This is a genomic window from Streptomyces sp. NBC_00086 (genome assembly GCF_026343255.1).
Taxonomy (GTDB): domain Bacteria; phylum Actinomycetota; class Actinomycetes; order Streptomycetales; family Streptomycetaceae; genus Streptomyces.
Map to the genome: position 1 here is coordinate 2,846,981 of NZ_JAPELZ010000001.1, position 17,533 is coordinate 2,864,513.

At 72.2% G+C, this 17,533-nt stretch carries 14 protein-coding genes and 1 pseudogene; 4 read left to right on the forward strand and 11 right to left on the reverse strand.

Features of this window, described 5'->3' with window-relative positions:
* Window positions 1–167 precede the first annotated feature (167 nt).
* Window positions 168–2,228 carry a YgcG family protein gene (locus OG276_RS12455; RefSeq protein ID WP_266912738.1) on the forward strand — a complete coding sequence of 687 codons (2,061 nt, stop codon included), beginning with the start codon at window positions 168–170 and terminating at the stop codon, window positions 2,226–2,228.
* A 51-nt stretch (window positions 2,229–2,279) separates the two neighbouring features.
* Window positions 2,280–3,008 carry a PspA/IM30 family protein gene (locus tag OG276_RS12460; protein WP_266904860.1) on the forward strand — a complete coding sequence of 243 codons (729 nt, stop codon included), beginning with the start codon at window positions 2,280–2,282 and terminating at the stop codon, window positions 3,006–3,008.
* 60 nt (window positions 3,009–3,068) lie between these two features.
* Here OG276_RS12460 and OG276_RS12465 read toward each other — a convergent pair whose 3' ends face one another.
* The 9 genes and pseudogenes from OG276_RS12465 to OG276_RS12505 form a co-directional block, all read right to left on the reverse strand.
* Window positions 3,069–5,669: a SpoIIE family protein phosphatase gene (locus OG276_RS12465; protein ID WP_266912740.1), complete on the reverse strand. Its 2,601-nt coding sequence runs from the start codon at window positions 5,667–5,669 to the stop codon at window positions 3,069–3,071.
* A gap of 185 nt (window positions 5,670–5,854) precedes the next feature.
* Entirely contained in the window at window positions 5,855–6,283 is a 429-nt protein-coding gene (locus tag OG276_RS12470) for an ATP-binding protein (RefSeq protein WP_266904862.1), read from the reverse strand.
* 167 nt (window positions 6,284–6,450) lie between these two features.
* Window positions 6,451–6,921 carry a (deoxy)nucleoside triphosphate pyrophosphohydrolase gene (locus tag OG276_RS12475; RefSeq protein ID WP_266904864.1) on the reverse strand — a complete coding sequence of 157 codons (471 nt, stop codon included), beginning with the start codon at window positions 6,919–6,921 and terminating at the stop codon, window positions 6,451–6,453.
* Between the two features lie 41 nt (window positions 6,922–6,962).
* On the reverse strand, window positions 6,963–7,175 hold the full coding sequence (locus OG276_RS12480) for an SPOR domain-containing protein (protein WP_266904866.1): 213 nt from the start codon (window positions 7,173–7,175) through the stop codon (window positions 6,963–6,965).
* Window positions 7,176–7,335: 160 nt separating this feature from the next.
* Window positions 7,336–7,827, reverse strand: a pseudogene (locus OG276_RS12485) (hypothetical protein); the annotation flags it as partial.
* Between the two features lie 33 nt (window positions 7,828–7,860).
* Window positions 7,861–9,084 carry a transposase gene (locus OG276_RS12490; RefSeq protein WP_266912742.1) on the reverse strand — a complete coding sequence of 408 codons (1,224 nt, stop codon included), beginning with the start codon at window positions 9,082–9,084 and terminating at the stop codon, window positions 7,861–7,863.
* 91 nt (window positions 9,085–9,175) lie between these two features.
* The gene (locus OG276_RS12495; RefSeq protein WP_266904868.1) at window positions 9,176–9,928 is read right to left on the reverse strand and encodes a GntR family transcriptional regulator; all 753 of its coding nucleotides are present in this window, start codon (window positions 9,926–9,928) and stop codon (window positions 9,176–9,178) included.
* 126 nt (window positions 9,929–10,054) lie between these two features.
* Window positions 10,055–11,272, reverse strand: coding sequence for a DUF4190 domain-containing protein (locus OG276_RS12500; protein ID WP_266904870.1), 1,218 nt, complete (start codon window positions 11,270–11,272; stop codon window positions 10,055–10,057).
* Between the two features lie 106 nt (window positions 11,273–11,378).
* Window positions 11,379–12,953 (reverse strand): S8 family peptidase, encoded by a 1,575-nt coding sequence (locus OG276_RS12505; protein WP_266904872.1) that lies wholly within the window; start codon window positions 12,951–12,953, stop codon window positions 11,379–11,381.
* 220 nt (window positions 12,954–13,173) lie between these two features.
* Between OG276_RS12505 and OG276_RS12510 the strand changes: the two genes are divergently transcribed.
* Together OG276_RS12510 and OG276_RS12515 are read left to right on the forward strand one after the other, a co-directional pair.
* Window positions 13,174–14,295 carry a pyridoxal-phosphate dependent enzyme gene (locus tag OG276_RS12510; RefSeq protein ID WP_266904874.1) on the forward strand — a complete coding sequence of 374 codons (1,122 nt, stop codon included), beginning with the start codon at window positions 13,174–13,176 and terminating at the stop codon, window positions 14,293–14,295.
* Between the two features lie 124 nt (window positions 14,296–14,419).
* On the forward strand, window positions 14,420–15,310 hold the full coding sequence (locus OG276_RS12515) for an EamA family transporter (protein WP_266904876.1): 891 nt from the start codon (window positions 14,420–14,422) through the stop codon (window positions 15,308–15,310).
* 39 nt (window positions 15,311–15,349) lie between these two features.
* On the opposite strand, the gene OG276_RS12520 is transcribed toward OG276_RS12515, so the two are convergent.
* Complete coding sequence (locus OG276_RS12520) at window positions 15,350–16,159, reverse strand: serine protease (protein ID WP_266904878.1); 810 nt, start codon at window positions 16,157–16,159, stop codon at window positions 15,350–15,352.
* Window positions 16,156–17,391: an alpha/beta hydrolase-fold protein gene (locus OG276_RS12525; protein ID WP_266904880.1), complete on the reverse strand. Its 1,236-nt coding sequence runs from the start codon at window positions 17,389–17,391 to the stop codon at window positions 16,156–16,158. Before OG276_RS12525 ends, OG276_RS12520 begins: the two co-directional genes overlap by 4 nt.
* Between the last annotated feature and the right edge of the window lie 142 nt (window positions 17,392–17,533).

Consider the following 17,533-nt stretch of genomic DNA (forward strand, 5'->3'; position numbering starts at 1 on the left):
CGCCCCGGCTCCCTGCCCGGTTTCCCGCTCCCGCACCCGTAGGTCTCCGGATGCGGGGGTGGGAAACCGCCCATACCCTCCCAAATGTGACTCCGCCGAGAAGCAGCACGAAGAGACGCACCACCGCCGCGATACCCGTCCGGACCGGCCTCGCCCTCGCCGCCGCGCTGCTCGCGCTCACCGGCTGGACGACGGCCGCCGCCCCGGCCGCCCGGGCCGACGATCCCGTCACCCTGTCCCAGCAGGGGCAGATCACCGACCGCGTGGGCGCCCTGGGCGACCGGGGGCCCGAGGTCACCGCCGCGCTGGACAAGCTGTACGCCGACCGGAGGGTCCAGCTGTTCGTCGCGTACGTGCGCGACTTCTCCGGCCGGTCCGCGCAGAGCTGGGCCGATGCCACCGCCCAGAAGAACGGCCTCGGCCAGAACGACGTCCTGCTGGCCGTCGCCACCGGGGCCAGGCAGTACGCCTATTCGGCCGATGTCGACTCAGGATTCACCGAGGAGCAGCTCGCGGCGGTCGCGCAGACCGCCATCGAGCCGGCCCTCAAGCAGAACGACTGGGCGGGCGCCGCGATCGGGGCCGCGCGCGGCTACGACGCCGTCCTGGGCGGACAGCCGGTACCGGTGCCGGCCGTCGTCCCCGGCGAGGCCGACCCGGGAGGCGCCGCGGCGAGCGGCGAGAGCGGCGCCGGGGACTTCGTCCTCCCGGTGGTCGCGGTCGGCGCGGCCGGCGCCCTCGGGGCGTACGCGTACACCCGCCGCAAGCGCAAGCAGGCGGGCGGCGGCAGCGGCGGCTCGAAGACCACCGGCTGGTCGGGGCCGGGCCCCGCCCCGCTCGCCCTGCCGGAGCTGGACGCCAAGGCCAAGGCCCTGCTGGTGGAGACCGACGACGCGATCCGCACCAGCACCGAGGAACTCGGCTTCGCCACCGCCCAGTTCGGCGAGGAGGCGGTGGCGACCTTCACGCAGGCGGTGGAGTTCGGGAAGGGCGAGCTGACGGCCGCCTTCCGGCTGCGCCAGCAGCTCGACGACGCGTACCCGGAGGACGACGCCACCCGCCGCCGGATGCTCGACGAGATCGTGGCCCGCTGTACGGAGGCGAGCCGGCGGCTCGACGCCGAGTCGGCGGACTTCGACCGGCTGCGGGACCTGGAGAAGAACGCCCCTCAGGCGCTCGCGACCGTCGAGGCGCATTTCCGCGCCCTGACGGGCCGTACGACCACGGCGGAGGCCACCCTCACGGCGCTCGGCCGCCAGTACGCGGACTCCGCGGCGGCGCCGGTGGCCTCCAACCCCGAACAGGCCAAGGACCGGCTGCTGTTCGCGACGACCAGCCTCGGCGAGGCCCGCGCCGCGATCGACACCGGCGACAACGGCAAGGCCGCCGTGCACGTCCGGGCGGCCGAGGGCGCCGTGGACCAGGCGGCGACCCTGGTCGACGCGGTGGAGCGGCGCGCGCAGGAGCTGGCGGAGGCGGCCGGGAAACTGACGGGCGCGCTCAACGAGACGGACACCGACCTCGCCGACGCGAGCGGGCTGCTGACCGGCACCACCGAGGGCACCTCGACGGCCGATCTGCGCGGCCGGATCAGCCGGGCGCAGGCCGTACTGGCCGACGTGCGCCAGGAGCAGGGCGCCGGCCGGTACGACCCGCTGGACGCGCTGCGCCGCGTGGAGGAGGCCGACGCGGCCCTCGACGAGGCGCTGGCCGGGGCCCGCGAGCGGGAGTCGGGCCGGCAGCGGGCCGCGGCCCTGCTCGACCAGGCCCTGCTGACGGCCCGCAGCGCGATCGGCGCGGCCACGGACTACATCACCACCAGCCGGGGCGCGATCGGCAGCCAGGCCCGCACCCGGCTGGCGGAGGCCCAGCGCCACCTGGAGCGGTCCACGTCCCTGGCGGGCTCGGACCCGGCGGGCGCGCTCGCCGAGGCCCAGCAGGCGGACTCGCTCGCGCGCCAGGCGCAGCAGCTGGCCGAACAGGACGTACGGGGCTACCAGAACCCGTACGGCGGTGGCGGCCGGCAGCAGGGCGGCGGCATGGGCGGCGCGGTGCTCGGCGGCATCATCCTCGGCGAGATCCTGGGCGGCGGCCGCGGCGGAGGCGGCTTCGGGGGCGGGGGCGGGGGCGGCTTCGGCGGCGGCTTCGGCGGGGGCGGCGGACGCGGCCCCGGCTCCTTCGGCGGCGGGGGCACCCGCGGCCGCATGGGCGGCGGCGGCCGCTTCTGACGCACTCTCCCAACCTCCCTTTCCCCCTTCGTTCCCAAGGAGACACCGCACATGAGCAAGCAGAGCATCCTCGGCCGCGTCACCCAGCTCGCCAAGGCCAACATCAACTCCCTGCTGGACCAGGCGGAGGACCCGCAGAAGATGCTGGACCAGCTGATCCGCGACTACACGAACAACATCTCCGAGGCGGAGCAGGCCGTCGCCACCACCATCGGCAACCTGCGGATGCTGGAGGCGGACCACAAGGAGGACGTGGACGCGGCCGCGGAGTGGGGCGGCAAGGCCCTGGCGGCGAGCAAGAAGGCCGACGAGCTGCGGACGTCCGGGTCGGCCGCCGACGCCGACAAGTTCGACAACCTGGCGAAGGTCGCCCTCGGCCGCCAGATGCAGTCGGAGAAGGAGGCGAAGACGGCCGCGCCGACGATCGCCTCCCAGACCGAGGTGGTCGACAAGCTGAAGTCGGGCCTGGACTCGATGAAGATCAAGCTGACGGAGCTGACGGCGAAGCGCGACGAGCTGGTCTCGCGGGCCAAGACCGCTCAGGCGCAGAACACGATGATGGACGCGGTCAAGAACATCGACGTGATGGACCCGACCAGCGACATCGGCCGCTTCGAGGAGAAGGTCCGCCGCGAGGAGGCCATGGCCCTGGGCAAGCAGGAGCTGGCCGCCTCCTCCCTGGACGCCCAGTTCGAGTCCCTGGACGACCTCGGCAAGACCTCGGAGATCGAGGCCCGCCTGGCCGCCCTGAAGACCGGCAGCCTGAGCAAGCCCTATTAGAGCCTCCCCCGGACCTCCCGGGACCTCCCCGGGCCTGGCCGCGGCCGGCCCGGGGGCGCACTACCCGTACATGCTCAGCAGCTGCTCCGCCGACAGTTCCGTCACCGATTCCGCCACCGCGCCCGGAAGCGGGAGTTCGAACCAGACCGTCTTGCCCCGGTGGGTGCGGCGGGTGCCCCAGCCGGCGGAGAGCAGGCCGACCAGCTGGAGGCCGCGGCCGCCCTCGTCGGTGTCCCGCGCCCGGCGGCGGCGGGGCTGGACAAGGTTGGCGTCCCAGACCTCGCAGACCAGGGTCCGGTCCAGCAGCAGGCGCAGCCGGATCTCGCCCTCGCCGTAGCGCAGGGCGTTCGTGACGAGCTCGCTCACCAGCAGCTCCGTGGTGTCGAGCAGTCCCTCCAGACCCCACGCGGGCAGCTTCGCCCGGGCCAGCTCGCGGGCCCGGCCCACCGAGCGGGCCTCGCGCGGGAGCTGCCAGTCGCCGACCGCGTCCACCGGAAGGCCCTGGACCCGGGCCATCAGCAGCGCGATGTCGTCTTCGCCGTGCCGGGTGTCCAGGGTGTTCAGGACGTGGTCGCAGACCTCCTCCAGGGGGCGCGCGGGGTCGGCCAGCGCGTCCCGCAGGCCCCGTAGGCCTTCCTCCAGCGGGTGGGTCCGGGATTCGACGAGGCCGTCGGTGTAGAGCGCGAGCAGCGCCCCCTCGGGGAGTTCGACCTCGACCTCCTCGAAGGGTTCCCCGCCGACGCCCAGCGGCATCCCCGTCGGTATCTCCAGCAGCAGTCCGGGGCGGGGCGTACCGCCCTCCTCCACGGGCTCCACCAGCACCGGCGGCATGTGGCCGGCGTTGGCGATGGTGCAGCGCCGGGTGACCGGGTCGTAGACGGCGTAGACGCACGTCGCGAGGTACACCTCGGAGCGGTCGGCGTCCCGGGAGTGCAGGGCGGCCCGGGAGGCCTGCTGGGAGCCGCCGGGCGCGCCGAGGCCCCGGGCGATCTCGTCCAGCGCGGTCAGCACCTCCGCCGGTTCCAGGTCCAGCAGCGCGAGGGTCCGTACGGCCGTGCGCAGTTCGCCCATGGCCACGGCGGCCCGCAGTCCGCGGCCCATGACGTCGCCGACGACCAGCGCCGTGCGGTGCCCGGGCAGCTCGATGACGTCGAACCAGTCGCCGCCGACCTCGGTGGCGGCGTTGCCCGGCAGGTAGCGGCAGGCGATGTCGAGTCCGGCGGCCTCCGGGTCGCCGGGGGGCAGCAGGCTGCGCTGGAGAATCAGCGCGCGCTCGTGTTCGCGCCGGTAGAGCCGGGCGTTGTCGATGCAGACGGCGGCCCGTGCGGCGAGCTCGACCGCGACCGCCCGGTCGCGTTCGCCGAAGGGCTCGCTGCCCTTGGTGCGGGAGAACTGCGCGAGTCCGACCACCGTGTCGTGGGCGACCAGCGGGACCACGAGCGTGGACTGCACGAGGTCCCCGGACTCGGGTCCGCCGCCCTCCACCAGCCGCGGCCGCGCCGTGCGCAGGGCGAAGGCCCCCGGCGATCCGGCCGGGTACCGGTGCACCTCCCCTACGGAGACCAGCGCGCCCGGACCGGACAGCGGCGCGTCCGACACGGCCGAGGAGAAGGCCACCCGCCGCAGCGGCGCCGAGGGCGCCCGGCCGGGGCCCTGGCCGGGCAGGCTGGGCACGCCGGGGCCCTGCGGGCGGGCGGGGCGGTCGTCGTCGCCGAGCAGCAGCCCCTGGTAGAGGTCGACGGCGGCCAGGTCGCAGAAGCCGGGGACGGTGACGTCGAGGAGTTCGCGGGCGGTGGTCTCCAGGTCGAGGGAGTTGCCGATGCGGTGTCCGGCCTCGTTCAGCAGGGCCAGGTTGCGCCGGACCCCGGCGGCCTCGCGGGCGGCGAGGTGGCGGCGGGTCACGTCGATGCCGATGCCGGCGACCCCGATGGGGCGGCCGGTGCCGCCGTGGACCCGGTAGAGGTTGATGGACCAGTGGCGGTTGTCCCGGCTGCCGGGGGCGGCGCCGGTGATCTGGAGGTCGTTGACCGAGTCCCCGGTCTCCAGGACCCTGCGCAGCGCTTCGGCCATCCGGTCGGCCTCGTGCGCGGGCAGGTAGTCGTGGACGGTGCGGCCGCGGTGTTCCTCGGCGGCGCCGCCGAAGACGGTGGCGAAGCGGCGGTTGGCGCGCTGCACGGTGAGGTCCGTGCCGAAGAGCAGGAATCCGAAGGGAGATTGACCGAAAATCGCCTGCGAGGCGGCCAGATCGGATTCGATCCGGCGCAGCGCGCGGACGTCGACCACGACGCAGAGCGCGGCCCGCTCGGCGGTTTCGGTCTGGGTGGGCATCACATAGATCTCGGCCACCCCGTGCGCACCGTCGCCACCGGGGATCCGGAAGGGGATCAGGCCGGTCCATTCCTTGCCGTCGAGAATCTCGGCCACCCTGCGGTGGGCGCCGGCGCGCAGCTCCGGGGGCATGAAGGCGTCGACGGGGTCCCGGCCGACGGCCTCGGCCGCGGTCAGCCCGAAGAGTTCCTCGGCGCGCAGGCTCCACTGGTCGATCAGCCCGTCGGGTCCGATCGAGAAGGAAGCGACCTTTATGTAGTCATATATCGAGCCAGGCGGGCTGCTGTGCCACAGGGAGTCGCGCCAGGTCTCCCCGGACGCTTCCCCGGGCACACGGGCCTGATGTGCCTGTACAGGTATCTCGCTCACGCGACCGTCCCCTCCAGCTCACCGCAACCGGACCGGCCATGACCGAAGTATTCAGCACCACGGCGCTCTACGACACGGCCTTCGCGATCACAAAAAGATCCCGTTGTTTTCCAGCCAAGCTGTGTGATCGTCGACTGCCCCTCACCTTGTTACTCACCAGGAAGAGCCAATTCGAACCACACGGTCTTGCCCGACTTCCCGTGGCGGGTCCCCCAGCGCTGTGCGGAGACCGCCACGAGGTGGAGTCCGCGGCCCCCTTCGTCGTCGGCCGCGGCGACGCGTTCGCGGGGTGGATCCGGAAGCGGATCCGAAACCTCCACGAGAAGCGCCCGACCCGAGGGGGCGTCGGCGACGGCTGGATTGCGCCGTACGAGACGGACTCCGATCGGGCCGGAGGCGTACCGCAGGGAGTTGGTGACCAGCTCGCTGACCAGCAGGACGGTGACGTCTCCGACGGAGTCGAGCCCCCAGTCGCGAAGGGCGCCGCGCACCGCGTGGCGGGCGGTGCGGACGGCACCCGGTTCGGCAGGAAAGGCCCATTCGGCGCATTCACCGTCTGTGTCGATCACGCCGATCACTTCCCGGGCCGGCTGGCGACCCCAGTCCGGTTCGACAGGGGGAACAGAACCTCGTGGACGAGTACGAGATGGGGATTAATAGCGACATACCCGATATTCGGGGCGTCGTACCACTCGACCACCCACGGACCGGCGCACTGTGGCGCAGACGGCCCAGCGCGTGCGCGTCACGCGCCCCCGCGCACCCCGTCGCGGCCATCCGGGCCGGCGCCCGCAGCGGCGCCCGCACCGGCGACGGCATCGGCATCGGCGCTCAGCCGGCGGCCCGCCTCGGCGACGGCCGGGCGGTCCTGGTCGAGCCAGTCCACCGAGTCCAGCTCCCCGGGGCCGAGCCAGCGCAGCTCGTCGTGGTCCTCCAGCGGGAGCGGATCGCCCGAGAGCAGCCGGGCCGTCCACACGTGCAGGACGAGGCCGGGCTTCAGCGGCCACTCCCCCGGGATCCGCTCCAGCGCCTCGGTCTCCACGCCGAGCTCCTCGCGCAGTTCCCGTACGAGCGCCTCGGGTACGGATTCGCCCGGCTCGGCCTTGCCGCCCGGGAGCTCCCAGCGGCCGGCGAGCTCCGGGGGCGCGCTCCGGCGGGCGGCCAGCAGGCGCCCCTCATGACAAAGGGCTCCGCCCACGACCACTCGTACAGTCATGGGCGGAGCCTATGGCAGCGGCGACGGGTGAGCCGCACGGCTCAGTTCCTCGTGCCGGTCCGGCCGGCGGTGCTGTCCTGGCCGAGCTGACCGAGCCGCTCGATCCAGTAGAGCTGCTTGTGCCCTCTGCTTTCGAGGCTGTCGGCGACCTTCTGGGCCTCGGCCCGGGTGGAGTACCGGCCCACCCGGTAGCGGTTGCCGTTGTCGTCCTCACGTATGACCAGCCACGGGAGCAGGGCACCGCTGTCGTTCATCGCGTTTCACCCTCCGCCGACGTACCTGCCCGGGAAACCGCATTGCGCATATGCCCGAGCCTACGCCCGACCTTTACTCAGCGGATACGGTTTTTCACGAAGAGGTACCTCGCAGGCGTACGCATCCGGCCATGCGTACGAGTGGGCCGTGCGCGCCGGTTCAGACCCCGCGCACGGTCGGCAGCGGCAGGATCACGGCGCCGCCCGCGTTCTCCTTCCTGCAGACGTCCCCGCAGGTCGCGTCGAGGGAACAACAGAGCGAGCAGATCGGGCCGGACTGGACGGGGCAGTCGGCGATGTCGGGGAGCTCGTACGCGGACTCGCAGACGGCGCAGAGGTGCGTGGCGGTGACGTCCTCCACGACGACGTCCGGGCCGTTGACCGTGTTCGGCCTGGCCAGGTAGTACTTCCCCTTCGTCGCCCAGGCGATCAACGGGCAGAGGACGAGCGCGAGTCCGGCCGCGATGAAGGTGGAGAAGGCTTCGGCGTATGTCCCGAAAAGGCCGAAGAAAGCGAGGATCGAGACGGTGGAAGCGATGACCATCGAGCCGAAACCGGCCGGATTGACCGAGTAGAGGTAGGCCCGCTTGAACTCGATGTACGGCGGGCTGAGCCCGAGCCGCTTGTTGATCACGAGGTCGGCGGCGATGGAGCGCGAAGAAGATGAAGTTGAATCCTCCCCTCCCTAAAGGGTGGGGATTCCTGGCTCACGTGGGCTGTGGACCTCCGGTCCGCCAGCTCTTACACGATCGGCACCAGCCGGGTTGAGACCAGCCCGGACCAGCATGACGCGGGCGGAGTTCTTGTCCCTGGGGGACACGGCTCCGCAGGCGGTGCAAGTGTAGGTACGTTCCGAGAGAGGTAGTGCGTGCTTGGTTCTCGCTCCGCACTGCGCGCAGTCCATGGTGGTGTGCGCGGGATGGACAAGGTGCACGATGCGCCCGTGCTTGCGGGCCATGGCGATCAGTTCACGCTTGGTCGCGCCGATCGCGGCGTCGGCTGCCTTGCGAGCCATGGTGGACTTGGCCAGGAACTTCGGGCGGAAGTCCTCCACGGCGAGGGCGTCGTGGTCGCGGACGACGGTCTTGGCCCACTTGCGGCCGATGTCCTGGCGCTGCCGGGCCACCTTCTTGTGGAGCCTCGCAGCCAGCCTTCGAGCCGTCCGGTAGCCCTTCGAACCAGGCTTGCCCTTCGCTGGCTTCCGTCGGGCCATCATCCGCTGATAGCGGGCGAGCCCGGTAGCCGCCTTCCGCCCGTGCTCGGCGTGCGGGAGGTCATGTGCGTCGCTGGTGGTGGTCGCCGTCTCCTTCACACCCCAGTCGATGCCGATCACCGCGCCCGTCTCCGAGAGCGGCTGGGCCTCGGCGGGGACGACGAAGGAGGCGTACCAGTGCCCGAGGCTATCGCGGTAGATCCGTACCGATGACGGGTCCGACGGAAGGGCGCGCGACCACACCACGGTCAGGACGATGCCCCCCGCGAGATGCAGGCGGCCATCCTTGATCCGGAAGCCCCGACGGGTGTAATTGAGCGTCGGATAGGCTGCGTGCTTCTTCCTGTACTTCGGCATCCCGGCCCGCTGCCGCATCGGCAACCGGGCCTTGATGTCCTTCAAGGCCTTGGCACGGGACTTCCCGAAGTCCCGAATCAGCTGCTGCTGCGGAACGCTGCTGCCATCACGCAACCAGGTGTTGTGGTTGCGTGCTTCGGTCAGCATCTTGTCCAACCGGGCCGGCCCACACTTCTCGTCCTCATCGTGAGCCTTCTTCGACCGAGCGGCGCATTCGTTCCACACCCACCGGCACCGGTCCCACTCACCCAACAGCTTGGCGAGCGCGGTGGACGACAGACGAAGACGGAAAGCGAACCGGGCATGCCCGGCACCGTCCGCCACAGCAGCCGTCGTCATCATGCGCCGACCGTAGCGACACGCCCTTCGCAACCCTGTCCGGATTCTCCGGCGATCCCACGAACGAGTGAACGGAGCCCCCGGGCGACGGCTACCTCACCGGTAGGTGGTACGCGAGGCGGTAGCGGTCGGCCGGGACGATGACGTCGGCGGTTTCCACGGCGCGGCCGGACGCGAAGTAGGTGCGCCCGATCACCAGGACCACGTGCCCCGGCACCCCGCCGAGCTGCATGCTCTCCTCCGCCAGGCCCGGCCGCGCGCCGACCTCCTCCACCACGTTGTCGACGACCACGTCGATCGCCGCCATCCGGTCGACGACTCCCGCGCCCCCGAGCGGCCCCTCCTCCGGCAGCATCACCGGCGTCCGCCCGGTCACCGTCAGCGGCTCCCACGAGGTCGACAGCATCATCGCCTCGCCCGCGTCCCGGTAGACGTACCGCGTGCGCATCACCCGCTCGCCCGGTTCGATGCCGAGCCGTTTCGCGATGTCCTCCGGGGCCGGGGCCTGTTCGCTGTTGGAATCCCAGGTGCCGCGCGCCCCCGCCTCCGCCTGCTCCTGCCGGAAGGGGGTCGAGACCCCGCCCGTGCGGTAGCCGGAGCGGGCGACGCGCCGCGGGACCGGTTGTTCGCGTACGTACGTGCCGGATCCGGACCGGCCCTCGACCAGTCCCTCCGCCATGAGGACCTTGCGCGCCTCCAGGGCCACCGTGTCGGAGACCCCGTACTCCTCACGGATCCGGGCCTGGGAAGGGAGCCGGGCGTGCGGAGGCAGGGACCCATCGACGATCTTCCGTCGCAGATCCCCGGCGACGCGCAGATAGGCCGGCTGCTCGCCGAAAGTCACAGGCCACTCCCATCAGGTTGACAGACAGCTACACCCTGGCAACCGACGGTTGTCCATCGCAAGCAAGGGCCAGAGTTTCACCCGAAGTGATGAAGCCAGGTCACCCAAACCCACGCGTCCCACCCGTTACACGGACTCCCTGGAAGGGCTCCGCCCGGGACCGGGCGAGGTGCCCGGCGGACCCGACCCGTCCCCCTCGTTCCCCTCGTTCCCCTCGTTCCACTCGTTCCCCTCGGACTCCGCCAGCCACTCGGGAACCGTCGTCGCGAGCCCGTACGCCCCGCGCAGCGCCTTCTCCAGCTCGACCGGCAGCGCGGCGACCGCCCGGTCCCACGAGTCCAGGAACGCGTCCTCGGTCGTCGCCCGCGCGGCCTGCTGCCACGCGAGCCGCGCGACCTCCAGCCGCTCCCGCTGCACCCCGGCCGGACCGGCCAGCTCGGGCCGCCCCTTCATCACGTCCAGGAGCCCCGCCTCGGCGCCCAGCGCCTGGTCCATCTTCCTCGCCCAGGACTGGTGGGACGGCAGGTCCTCGCCCACTTCCTCGTCCGGTTCCGCCGCCAGCGCCTCGTCCACCCCCCTCATGACCCGCAGGAAGGCCACCTGCTCGGGCGTCAGCATGCCGGCGTCGTTGCGCAGGCTGCCGCGCTGCTGCCCGCGCTCCGTGCCGATCACGCACACGATCCGCCGGTCCCCGTCGCGCCAGCTCCCGGGCGAGGGCGCGAAGTAGTACATCCCCGCGTACGAGGGCAGGGCCCACGTGTCCATCGCGTACGCGTCCTGCGCGCTCCAGCAGTCCCGTACCGCGGTGGCCCGCACCTGCCCCGCGCCCGGGAACCGCTCCTCGGTCATCGAGGTCGCGGAGGTGACCTCCGCGTCGTGGACCTCGGCGCAGTCGATCCGGTAGACGGGGGCCTCCTCGGCCAGCAGGCCCCCGTCCGGGACGTTGAAGCAGTGCCCGACGCGCAGTTCGGACGCGTCCACGAGGGTGCCCTCCACCTCCTCGTAGGCCCCCGCCCCGCCCCGGTAGCGGCTCCGTTCGTCGAGCGCGTCCGCGGCCCGTACGGCCACGGGAACCGCGAGGACGGCGGCGATGCTGATCACCAGCGACACCACCAGCCCCCAGACGGCGAGCGCCGCGCCCCGCTCGCCCTTCTTCTTGATCTGCACGAGGGCCACGATCGCGAAGACGATGCCCAGCGGCGGGAAGCAGAGCAGCCCGACGAGCAGGGAGGCGAGCGCGAACCCGTTGAGCGGGGGCGGGGACGGGGGCGGCCCGTACGGGTACCCGTGCGGGTACCCGTGCGGGGGCGGGGCGGGCCAGAGGTGCGGGGGCTGGGTGCTCACGGGGCTCCAGGAAGCGGGGCGAACGAATGCGCGAATGGTACGCAGCGGGGGCGACCGTCGAAACGGTCGCCCCCGCCGGGTTCATCACGTCACCGACCGCACCGGGTCAGAACTGGAGGGCCCAGGAGTCGATCTTTCCGGTGTCGATGTTCGCGTTGTCGTTGACCCGGAGCTTCCACACGCCGTTGGCGACCTCGGAGGAGGCGTTGACCGTCACGGACTTGACGATGTTGTCCGCGCTGCCGCCACTGCGGTTGTGCAGGTTGTACAGGGTGCCGTCGGGGGCGACGAGGTCGACCTTCAGGTCACCGATGTACGTGTGGAGGATGTTCAGGTCCACCTTGAGCGTGCTCGGGGCGTTGCCGGAGATCCCGCTGACGGTGATCGGCGAATCGACGGTGGAGTTGTCGGCGATCGCGTAGTCCGCGGTGTTCTCGAAGCGGGTGCCCGGGTTCGGCGGGGTCGTGGTGCCCCCGACGTAGAGCAGGCGGTTCGGGGAACCGGTGCCGGGGCTGGTCACGACGTTCGGCGTGGCCGCGTTCACCAGGGCCGTGGAGACCTGGGCCGGGGTGGACGCCGGGTTGGACGCGAGGTAGAGGGCGGCGGCGCCGACCACGTGCGGGGTCGCCATCGAGGTGCCCGAGATGGTGTTCGTCGCGGTGTCGCCGGTGCCCCACGAGGAGGTGATGGAGGAACCGGGGGCGAACAGGTCCAGGATCGTGCCGTAGTTGGAGTAGCTCGCCTTGGCGTCGGTGTTGGTCGTGGCGCCGACGGTGATCGCCTCGGCCACGCGGGCCGGGGACTTGGTGTTGGCGTTGGTGGACTCGTTGCCCGCCGCGACCCCGTACGTGATGCCGCTGGCTATGGAGTTGCGCACGGCGGTGTCCAGCGCGGAGTCCGCGCCGCCGCCCAGCGACATGTTCGCCACGGCCGGCTTGACGGCGTTCCGCGTCACCCAGTCGATGCCGGCGACGACCTGGGCGGTCGTACCGGAGCCGTTGTTGTCGAGCACGCGGACGCCGACGATCTTCGCCTTCTTGGCCACGCCGTACGAGGTGCCCGCGACGGTGCCGGCGACGTGCGTGCCGTGGCCGTGGCCGTCCTGGGCGGTGTTGTCGTTGTCGATGGCGTCGAAGCCGTCGGAGGCGCGGCCGCCGAAGTCCTGGTGTGTCTTACGGACGCCCGTGTCGATGATGTACGCCGTCACACCCTCGCCGGCCTTGTCCGGGTAGGTGTAGCTCTGGTTCAGCGGGAGGGCCGTCTGGTCGATCCGGTCCAGGCCCCAGGAAGGCGGGTTGGGCTGGGTGGCGTCGACGGTGAACACCCGGTTCTGCACGACGGACTTGACCGCGGGGTCGGCGGCGAGCTTCTTGGCCTGCGCCTCGGAGACTTCTACGGAGTAGCCGTTGAGGGCCGCGCTGTAGGTCCGGTCGATCCGCGCGCCGTACCGCTTGGCCACGGCCTTGCCGCTGGCGGCGGTGGAGCGGGCGGCGGAGTCGTTCAGGGTCACGATGTAGCTGCCGGAGACGGTGCCTTCGGCGCCGGCGTTCTCGATGACGCCCTGCGGGGCGAGCGGGGACGCGGAAGCGGGTAAGGCGAGTGCGGCTCCGAGGGCGAGGGCCAGTGTGGCGGTCGCTCCGATGCCGGTGATCCTCCGGCGGGTGTGACGCGTCGCAGACATCTGAGGGGTCCTCCTCATAGGTGGTGCGTTGCGGGGGGTGCGCGGCCGTCGGGCCTGTCGCCAGGGCATGGCTTTTAGTCATGCCCATGACAATCAATTCGGCCCAACGATGCGCCGCTGACGAAAGGTTGACCCACGGAGTCGCTCCACCACAAGAGGACAACGAACGCGTAACATCCGTGCCATACCTCAGCCATGAACGAGCAAAGGCTCACCGCACATGACGCACGCACTACCCGGCTACGTCTGTGCCGAAGACGGCACCCGCGCCGACGCGCGGACGGCCCCCTGGTGCTGCCCGGTGTGCGGTGGCCCCTGGGACCTGGACTTCACCCCCGACCCGGCCGCCGTGCTGGATCCCGCGGCCGGCCCGCACTCGCTCTGGCGCTACGGCTGCGCACTGCCGCTCACCGGGGCCTTCGCCGTCACGCTGGCGGAGGGGAACACCCCGCTCGTGCCGCTCGCGGAGCGGGTGCACGCCAAGCTCGACTTCCTGATGCCCACGCTGTCCTTCAAGGACCGCGGCGCGGTGATGCTCGCGGAACTGGCGCGCCGGCTGGGCCCGGAGCGGGTGGTGGCGGACAGCAGCGGCAACGCCGGGACGGCCTTCGCGGCCTACTGCGCGCGGGCCGGACTGGACTGCGAGGTCTTCGTGCCGGAGGGCACCTCGGCGAAGAAGACGGAGCAGATGCGCGCGCACGGCGCGACGGTGACGGTGGTGCCGGGCGGCCGCGAGGCCGCGGCGGTGGCGGCCCGCGAAGCGGCGGACCTGCCGGGGGTGTTCTACGCCAGTCACGTCTTCAACCCGTACTTCCTGCACGGCACCAAGACCTACGTCTACGAGATCTGGGAGGCGATGGGCGGCCACCTGCCCGAGGTGATCGTCGTCCCGGTCGGCAACGGCACCCTGCTGCTGGGGGCCGCGCTGGCGGTGGAGGAGCTGGCCCTGCGCGGGGTCCGCCCGCCGACGCTGATCGCCGTCCAGTCGGCGGCCGTCGCCCCGCTGGCCTCCGCCTTCCGCGCGGGCGCCGAGAACGCCGATCCCGTACCCCAACTCCCCACCCTGGCCGAGGGGATCGCCATCCCGGCGCCGCCGCGGGCCCGGCAGATCCTGGCGGCCGTCCGCAAGTCCGGCGGGACCTTCCTCACCGTCACCGACGACAGCGTCCGCGCGGCCCAGCTCGACCTGGCCCGGCGCGGCCTCTTCGTGGAACCCACCGCCGCGGCCTGCTGGGCCGCGGTCGGCCCCACGGCCCCCGACGACCCCCTCCAGGGCCGCACCGCTGTCGTCCCGCTGTGCGGCGCGGGCGCCAAGACGGGACTGGCGGCGCCGGCGGTCTGACCGGGGCTGCCGGGGGGCGACGGGGACGGCGCCGACGGGGACCCGGCGCGGCCGGCCCGACCGGAGCGGCCCGGTCCGGGGACCCCCCGATTGGTGTAGACGCCAAGGACATAGGCTCCGCGTCATGCGCACCCCAACGGCCCGTGTCTGGATCGCCCTCTCCCTCGTCTACGTCGTCTGGGGTTCGACCTACCTCGGCATCCGGATCGTCGTCGAGACCATGCCCCCGTTCCTCTCCGCCGGGGCCCGCTTCATCACCGCCGGCCTCCTCCTGGCCGGCCTCGTCGCCTGGCGCGACGGCCCGGCCGCCCTCAAGGCCACCGGCGCCCAGGTGCGCTCCGCCGTCCTGGTCGGGCTGCTGCTGGTGCTCGGCGGCAACGGCCTCGTCGTCCTCGCCGAGACCTCGATCCCCTCCGGGCTCGCCGCCCTCCTGGTGGCCGCCGTGCCGATGTGGCTGGTCGTCCTGCGCGCCGGCTCCGGCGACCGCCCCTCCCGTCGCACCGTGTCCGGGGTCCTGCTGGGACTCGGCGGACTCGCCGTCCTGACCAGCCCGGGGCTCGGCGGGGAGATCGCGCTCGGCGGGGTGCTCCTGGTGCTGGCCGGCTCGGTGTGCTGGTCGCTCGGCTCCTTCTCGGCGTCGAAGCTGACCCTGCCCGCGAACCCCTTCACCGGCAGCGCGTACCAGATGCTCGCGGGCGGGGCCGGCGGGATCCTCGTCGGCCTGTGCCGCGGCGAGCAGCACGGACTGGACCTGACCTCGTACTCCACCGCCTCCTGGCTGGCCCTCGGCTACCTCGTGCTGTTCGGCTCGCTCGTCGGTTTCACCGCGTACGTGTGGCTGCTGCGCGCGGCTCCGCTCTCGCTGGTGGCCACGTACGCCTACGTGAATCCGGTCGTGGCCGTCGCCCTGGGATGGCTCGTCCTCGACGAGGCCCTGACCTGGCCGATCCTGCTCGGTGGTGCGATCGTCGTGGCGGCGGTGTGCGTGATCGTGAGCACGGAGCGCCGCAGCTGAGGGGCGCGGGGCCTCGGTCCGCGACCGCGGTCCGCGGCCTCAGTCCGCGGCCTTCGCCGCCCGTTCGTACAGGGCCTTCGCCCGGTCGTCGAACAGCGCGGCCGTGGAGTCCACGTCCGTGTCCCCGCCGCTCAGCACCCCGATGAGCTGCCCCGGCCGCCCCGGCCCGCCCCGGTCGGCGATCCACGGGCTGCCGCTCGTCCCCGTCCAGAAGCCGGAGCAGTTGATGTAGAGCATGGCGGGGTCGTCCTCGTCGTGCCGGCTCTGCGTCGTACAGGCGACGGGCTTGTTCTCGGGGTTGTGCTCGGACTCCGGATAGCCGACGACGGTCACCTCCCGCTCGTAGCCGGAGGTCCAGACGGGCTTCGGTGCCTCCCGGCGGCCGACGACCTCCTGCAGGCTGCGCCCCTCCGCGTCCGGTTCGACGCTGAGGAAGGCGAAGTCGGCGGTGTCCTCGCCCCACTTGGTCCAGCGGTCGTCGACCTGGACGGAGCGCACCTTCCACAGCCCGAGGGGCTGCTGCCCCGAGCCCTCGCCCGAGAAGGCGGGGGCGAAGGAGAGCTCGCCGATGGCCAGGCCGTCGTGCGCAGCCTCGCCCGGCACGCCGTCCTCTCCGGCGGGGGCCACGCAGTGCGCGGCGGTGGCGACGACATTGCCCTGCGGGCTGTCGACGACGCTGGCCGTGCACCAGTGCTCGCCGTTCGCCATGAGGACGCCGACGGTGGGAAAGGGGAGCACCGCGCGGTCCTCGTAGCCGCCGGAGTCCTTGACGAAGACCACGGCGAGCAGCGCGGCGACGCCCGCGAGGGCGGCCGAGCCGATCCAGATCCCCTTGATGCCGGGGCTCACTGCGGGGCGGCGCTGCTCGCGCCGCCGCTCGGGGCCCCGCCGCTCGGGGCCGGCCGGGGCTTCGGGGTGGGGGCGGACATCACCTTGCTGATCCACTCCAGTGAGCCCTCCCTCATCCCGCGTACGTACGACTTTCCGTTGTGCTGACCATCCTGGATCACCTGCAGCCTGGTGTGCACGGCACCCTTGCCGTAGTCCCTCATGAACCCCTCGGCCGCCTCCCGGCCGGATTCGGCGGTGCCGATCTGGAAGTTCACGTAGACGTCCGGGCCGCCCGCCGCGATCAGCTTCGCGGCGAGCTTCCGGGGGTTGTTCTCGTCCATGGCCTGCGTGTTCCCCTTCCACAGCGGGGAGTCGGGGACGACGTCCACCCCGCTCGCGATGACCGCCTTGAAGCGTTCGGGGTACTTCAGGACGTGCTTGAGGGCTCCGAATCCGCCCGACGAGGAGCCCATGAAGGCCCATCCGTCGCGGGAGGTGAAGGTGCGGAAATTGGCCTTCGCGAAATCCGGGACGTCCTCGGCCATCCAGGTGCCCATCTTGGGCTGGCCGGGGATGTCGGAGCCGTCGAAGTGGTGCTTGGTGTCGGCGTTGATCACCGGCATGACCAGGATGAAGGGCAGGTTCTTTCCGGACTTCGCCCCGTCGCTGACGGCCTGCTGGAGGCCGAGGCCGGGGCCCGTCCCCCAGTAGTTCGTGGGGTAGCCGCGGCCGCCGGGCAGGGAGATCAGGACCGGGAAGGCGCTGTCTGCGTACGCCGGGTCGTCGTACTGCTTCGGCACCCACACCCACACGTCGCCCTTGAACCCGGACTTCTTGCCCGTCAGGGTGGTCTTGCCGATCTGGGTGCCGTCCGGCAGCCGGGAGGTCCGGACGAAGGAGGCCTTCGGCCCGGTCGGCATGAGCACGCCGGGCGCGGCGTCGGGGGCGGTGGAGGCCGCCGCCCGCGGCTCCCCGAAGGAGACGGGATCGCCTATGTCCGTGAAGACGCGGTAGTGGTACGCGGCCGCCCCGCCGCCCGCCAGGAGGGTGAGGCCGAGACCGCCGCCGATCAGGATCCGGCGCAGTCGGCGCTTGGGGCGGCGGCCCCCGGTCCCGGCGCGGTCCCCGGTCCCGGTGTCGCGGTCCGCGGTCTCGGCGGCGCGGTCCGCGGTCTCGGCGGCGCGGTCCCCGGTGGCCGCGCCGGCGTCCTGGGCCGTGGCGACGGCGTCACCCTGCAGGTCTTGGTGCACGGATCGTTCCCGTTCCTTGTCCGGCGCCCTCTGGGAGCGTGGGGTGGACCGTTTGGTCCCCCTTACATCCATAACAGAGGTATGAACGACCGGATGGGTTGCCTGGGACGGGTGGACGTGGCGAGGGCCACGCGGGGGACGC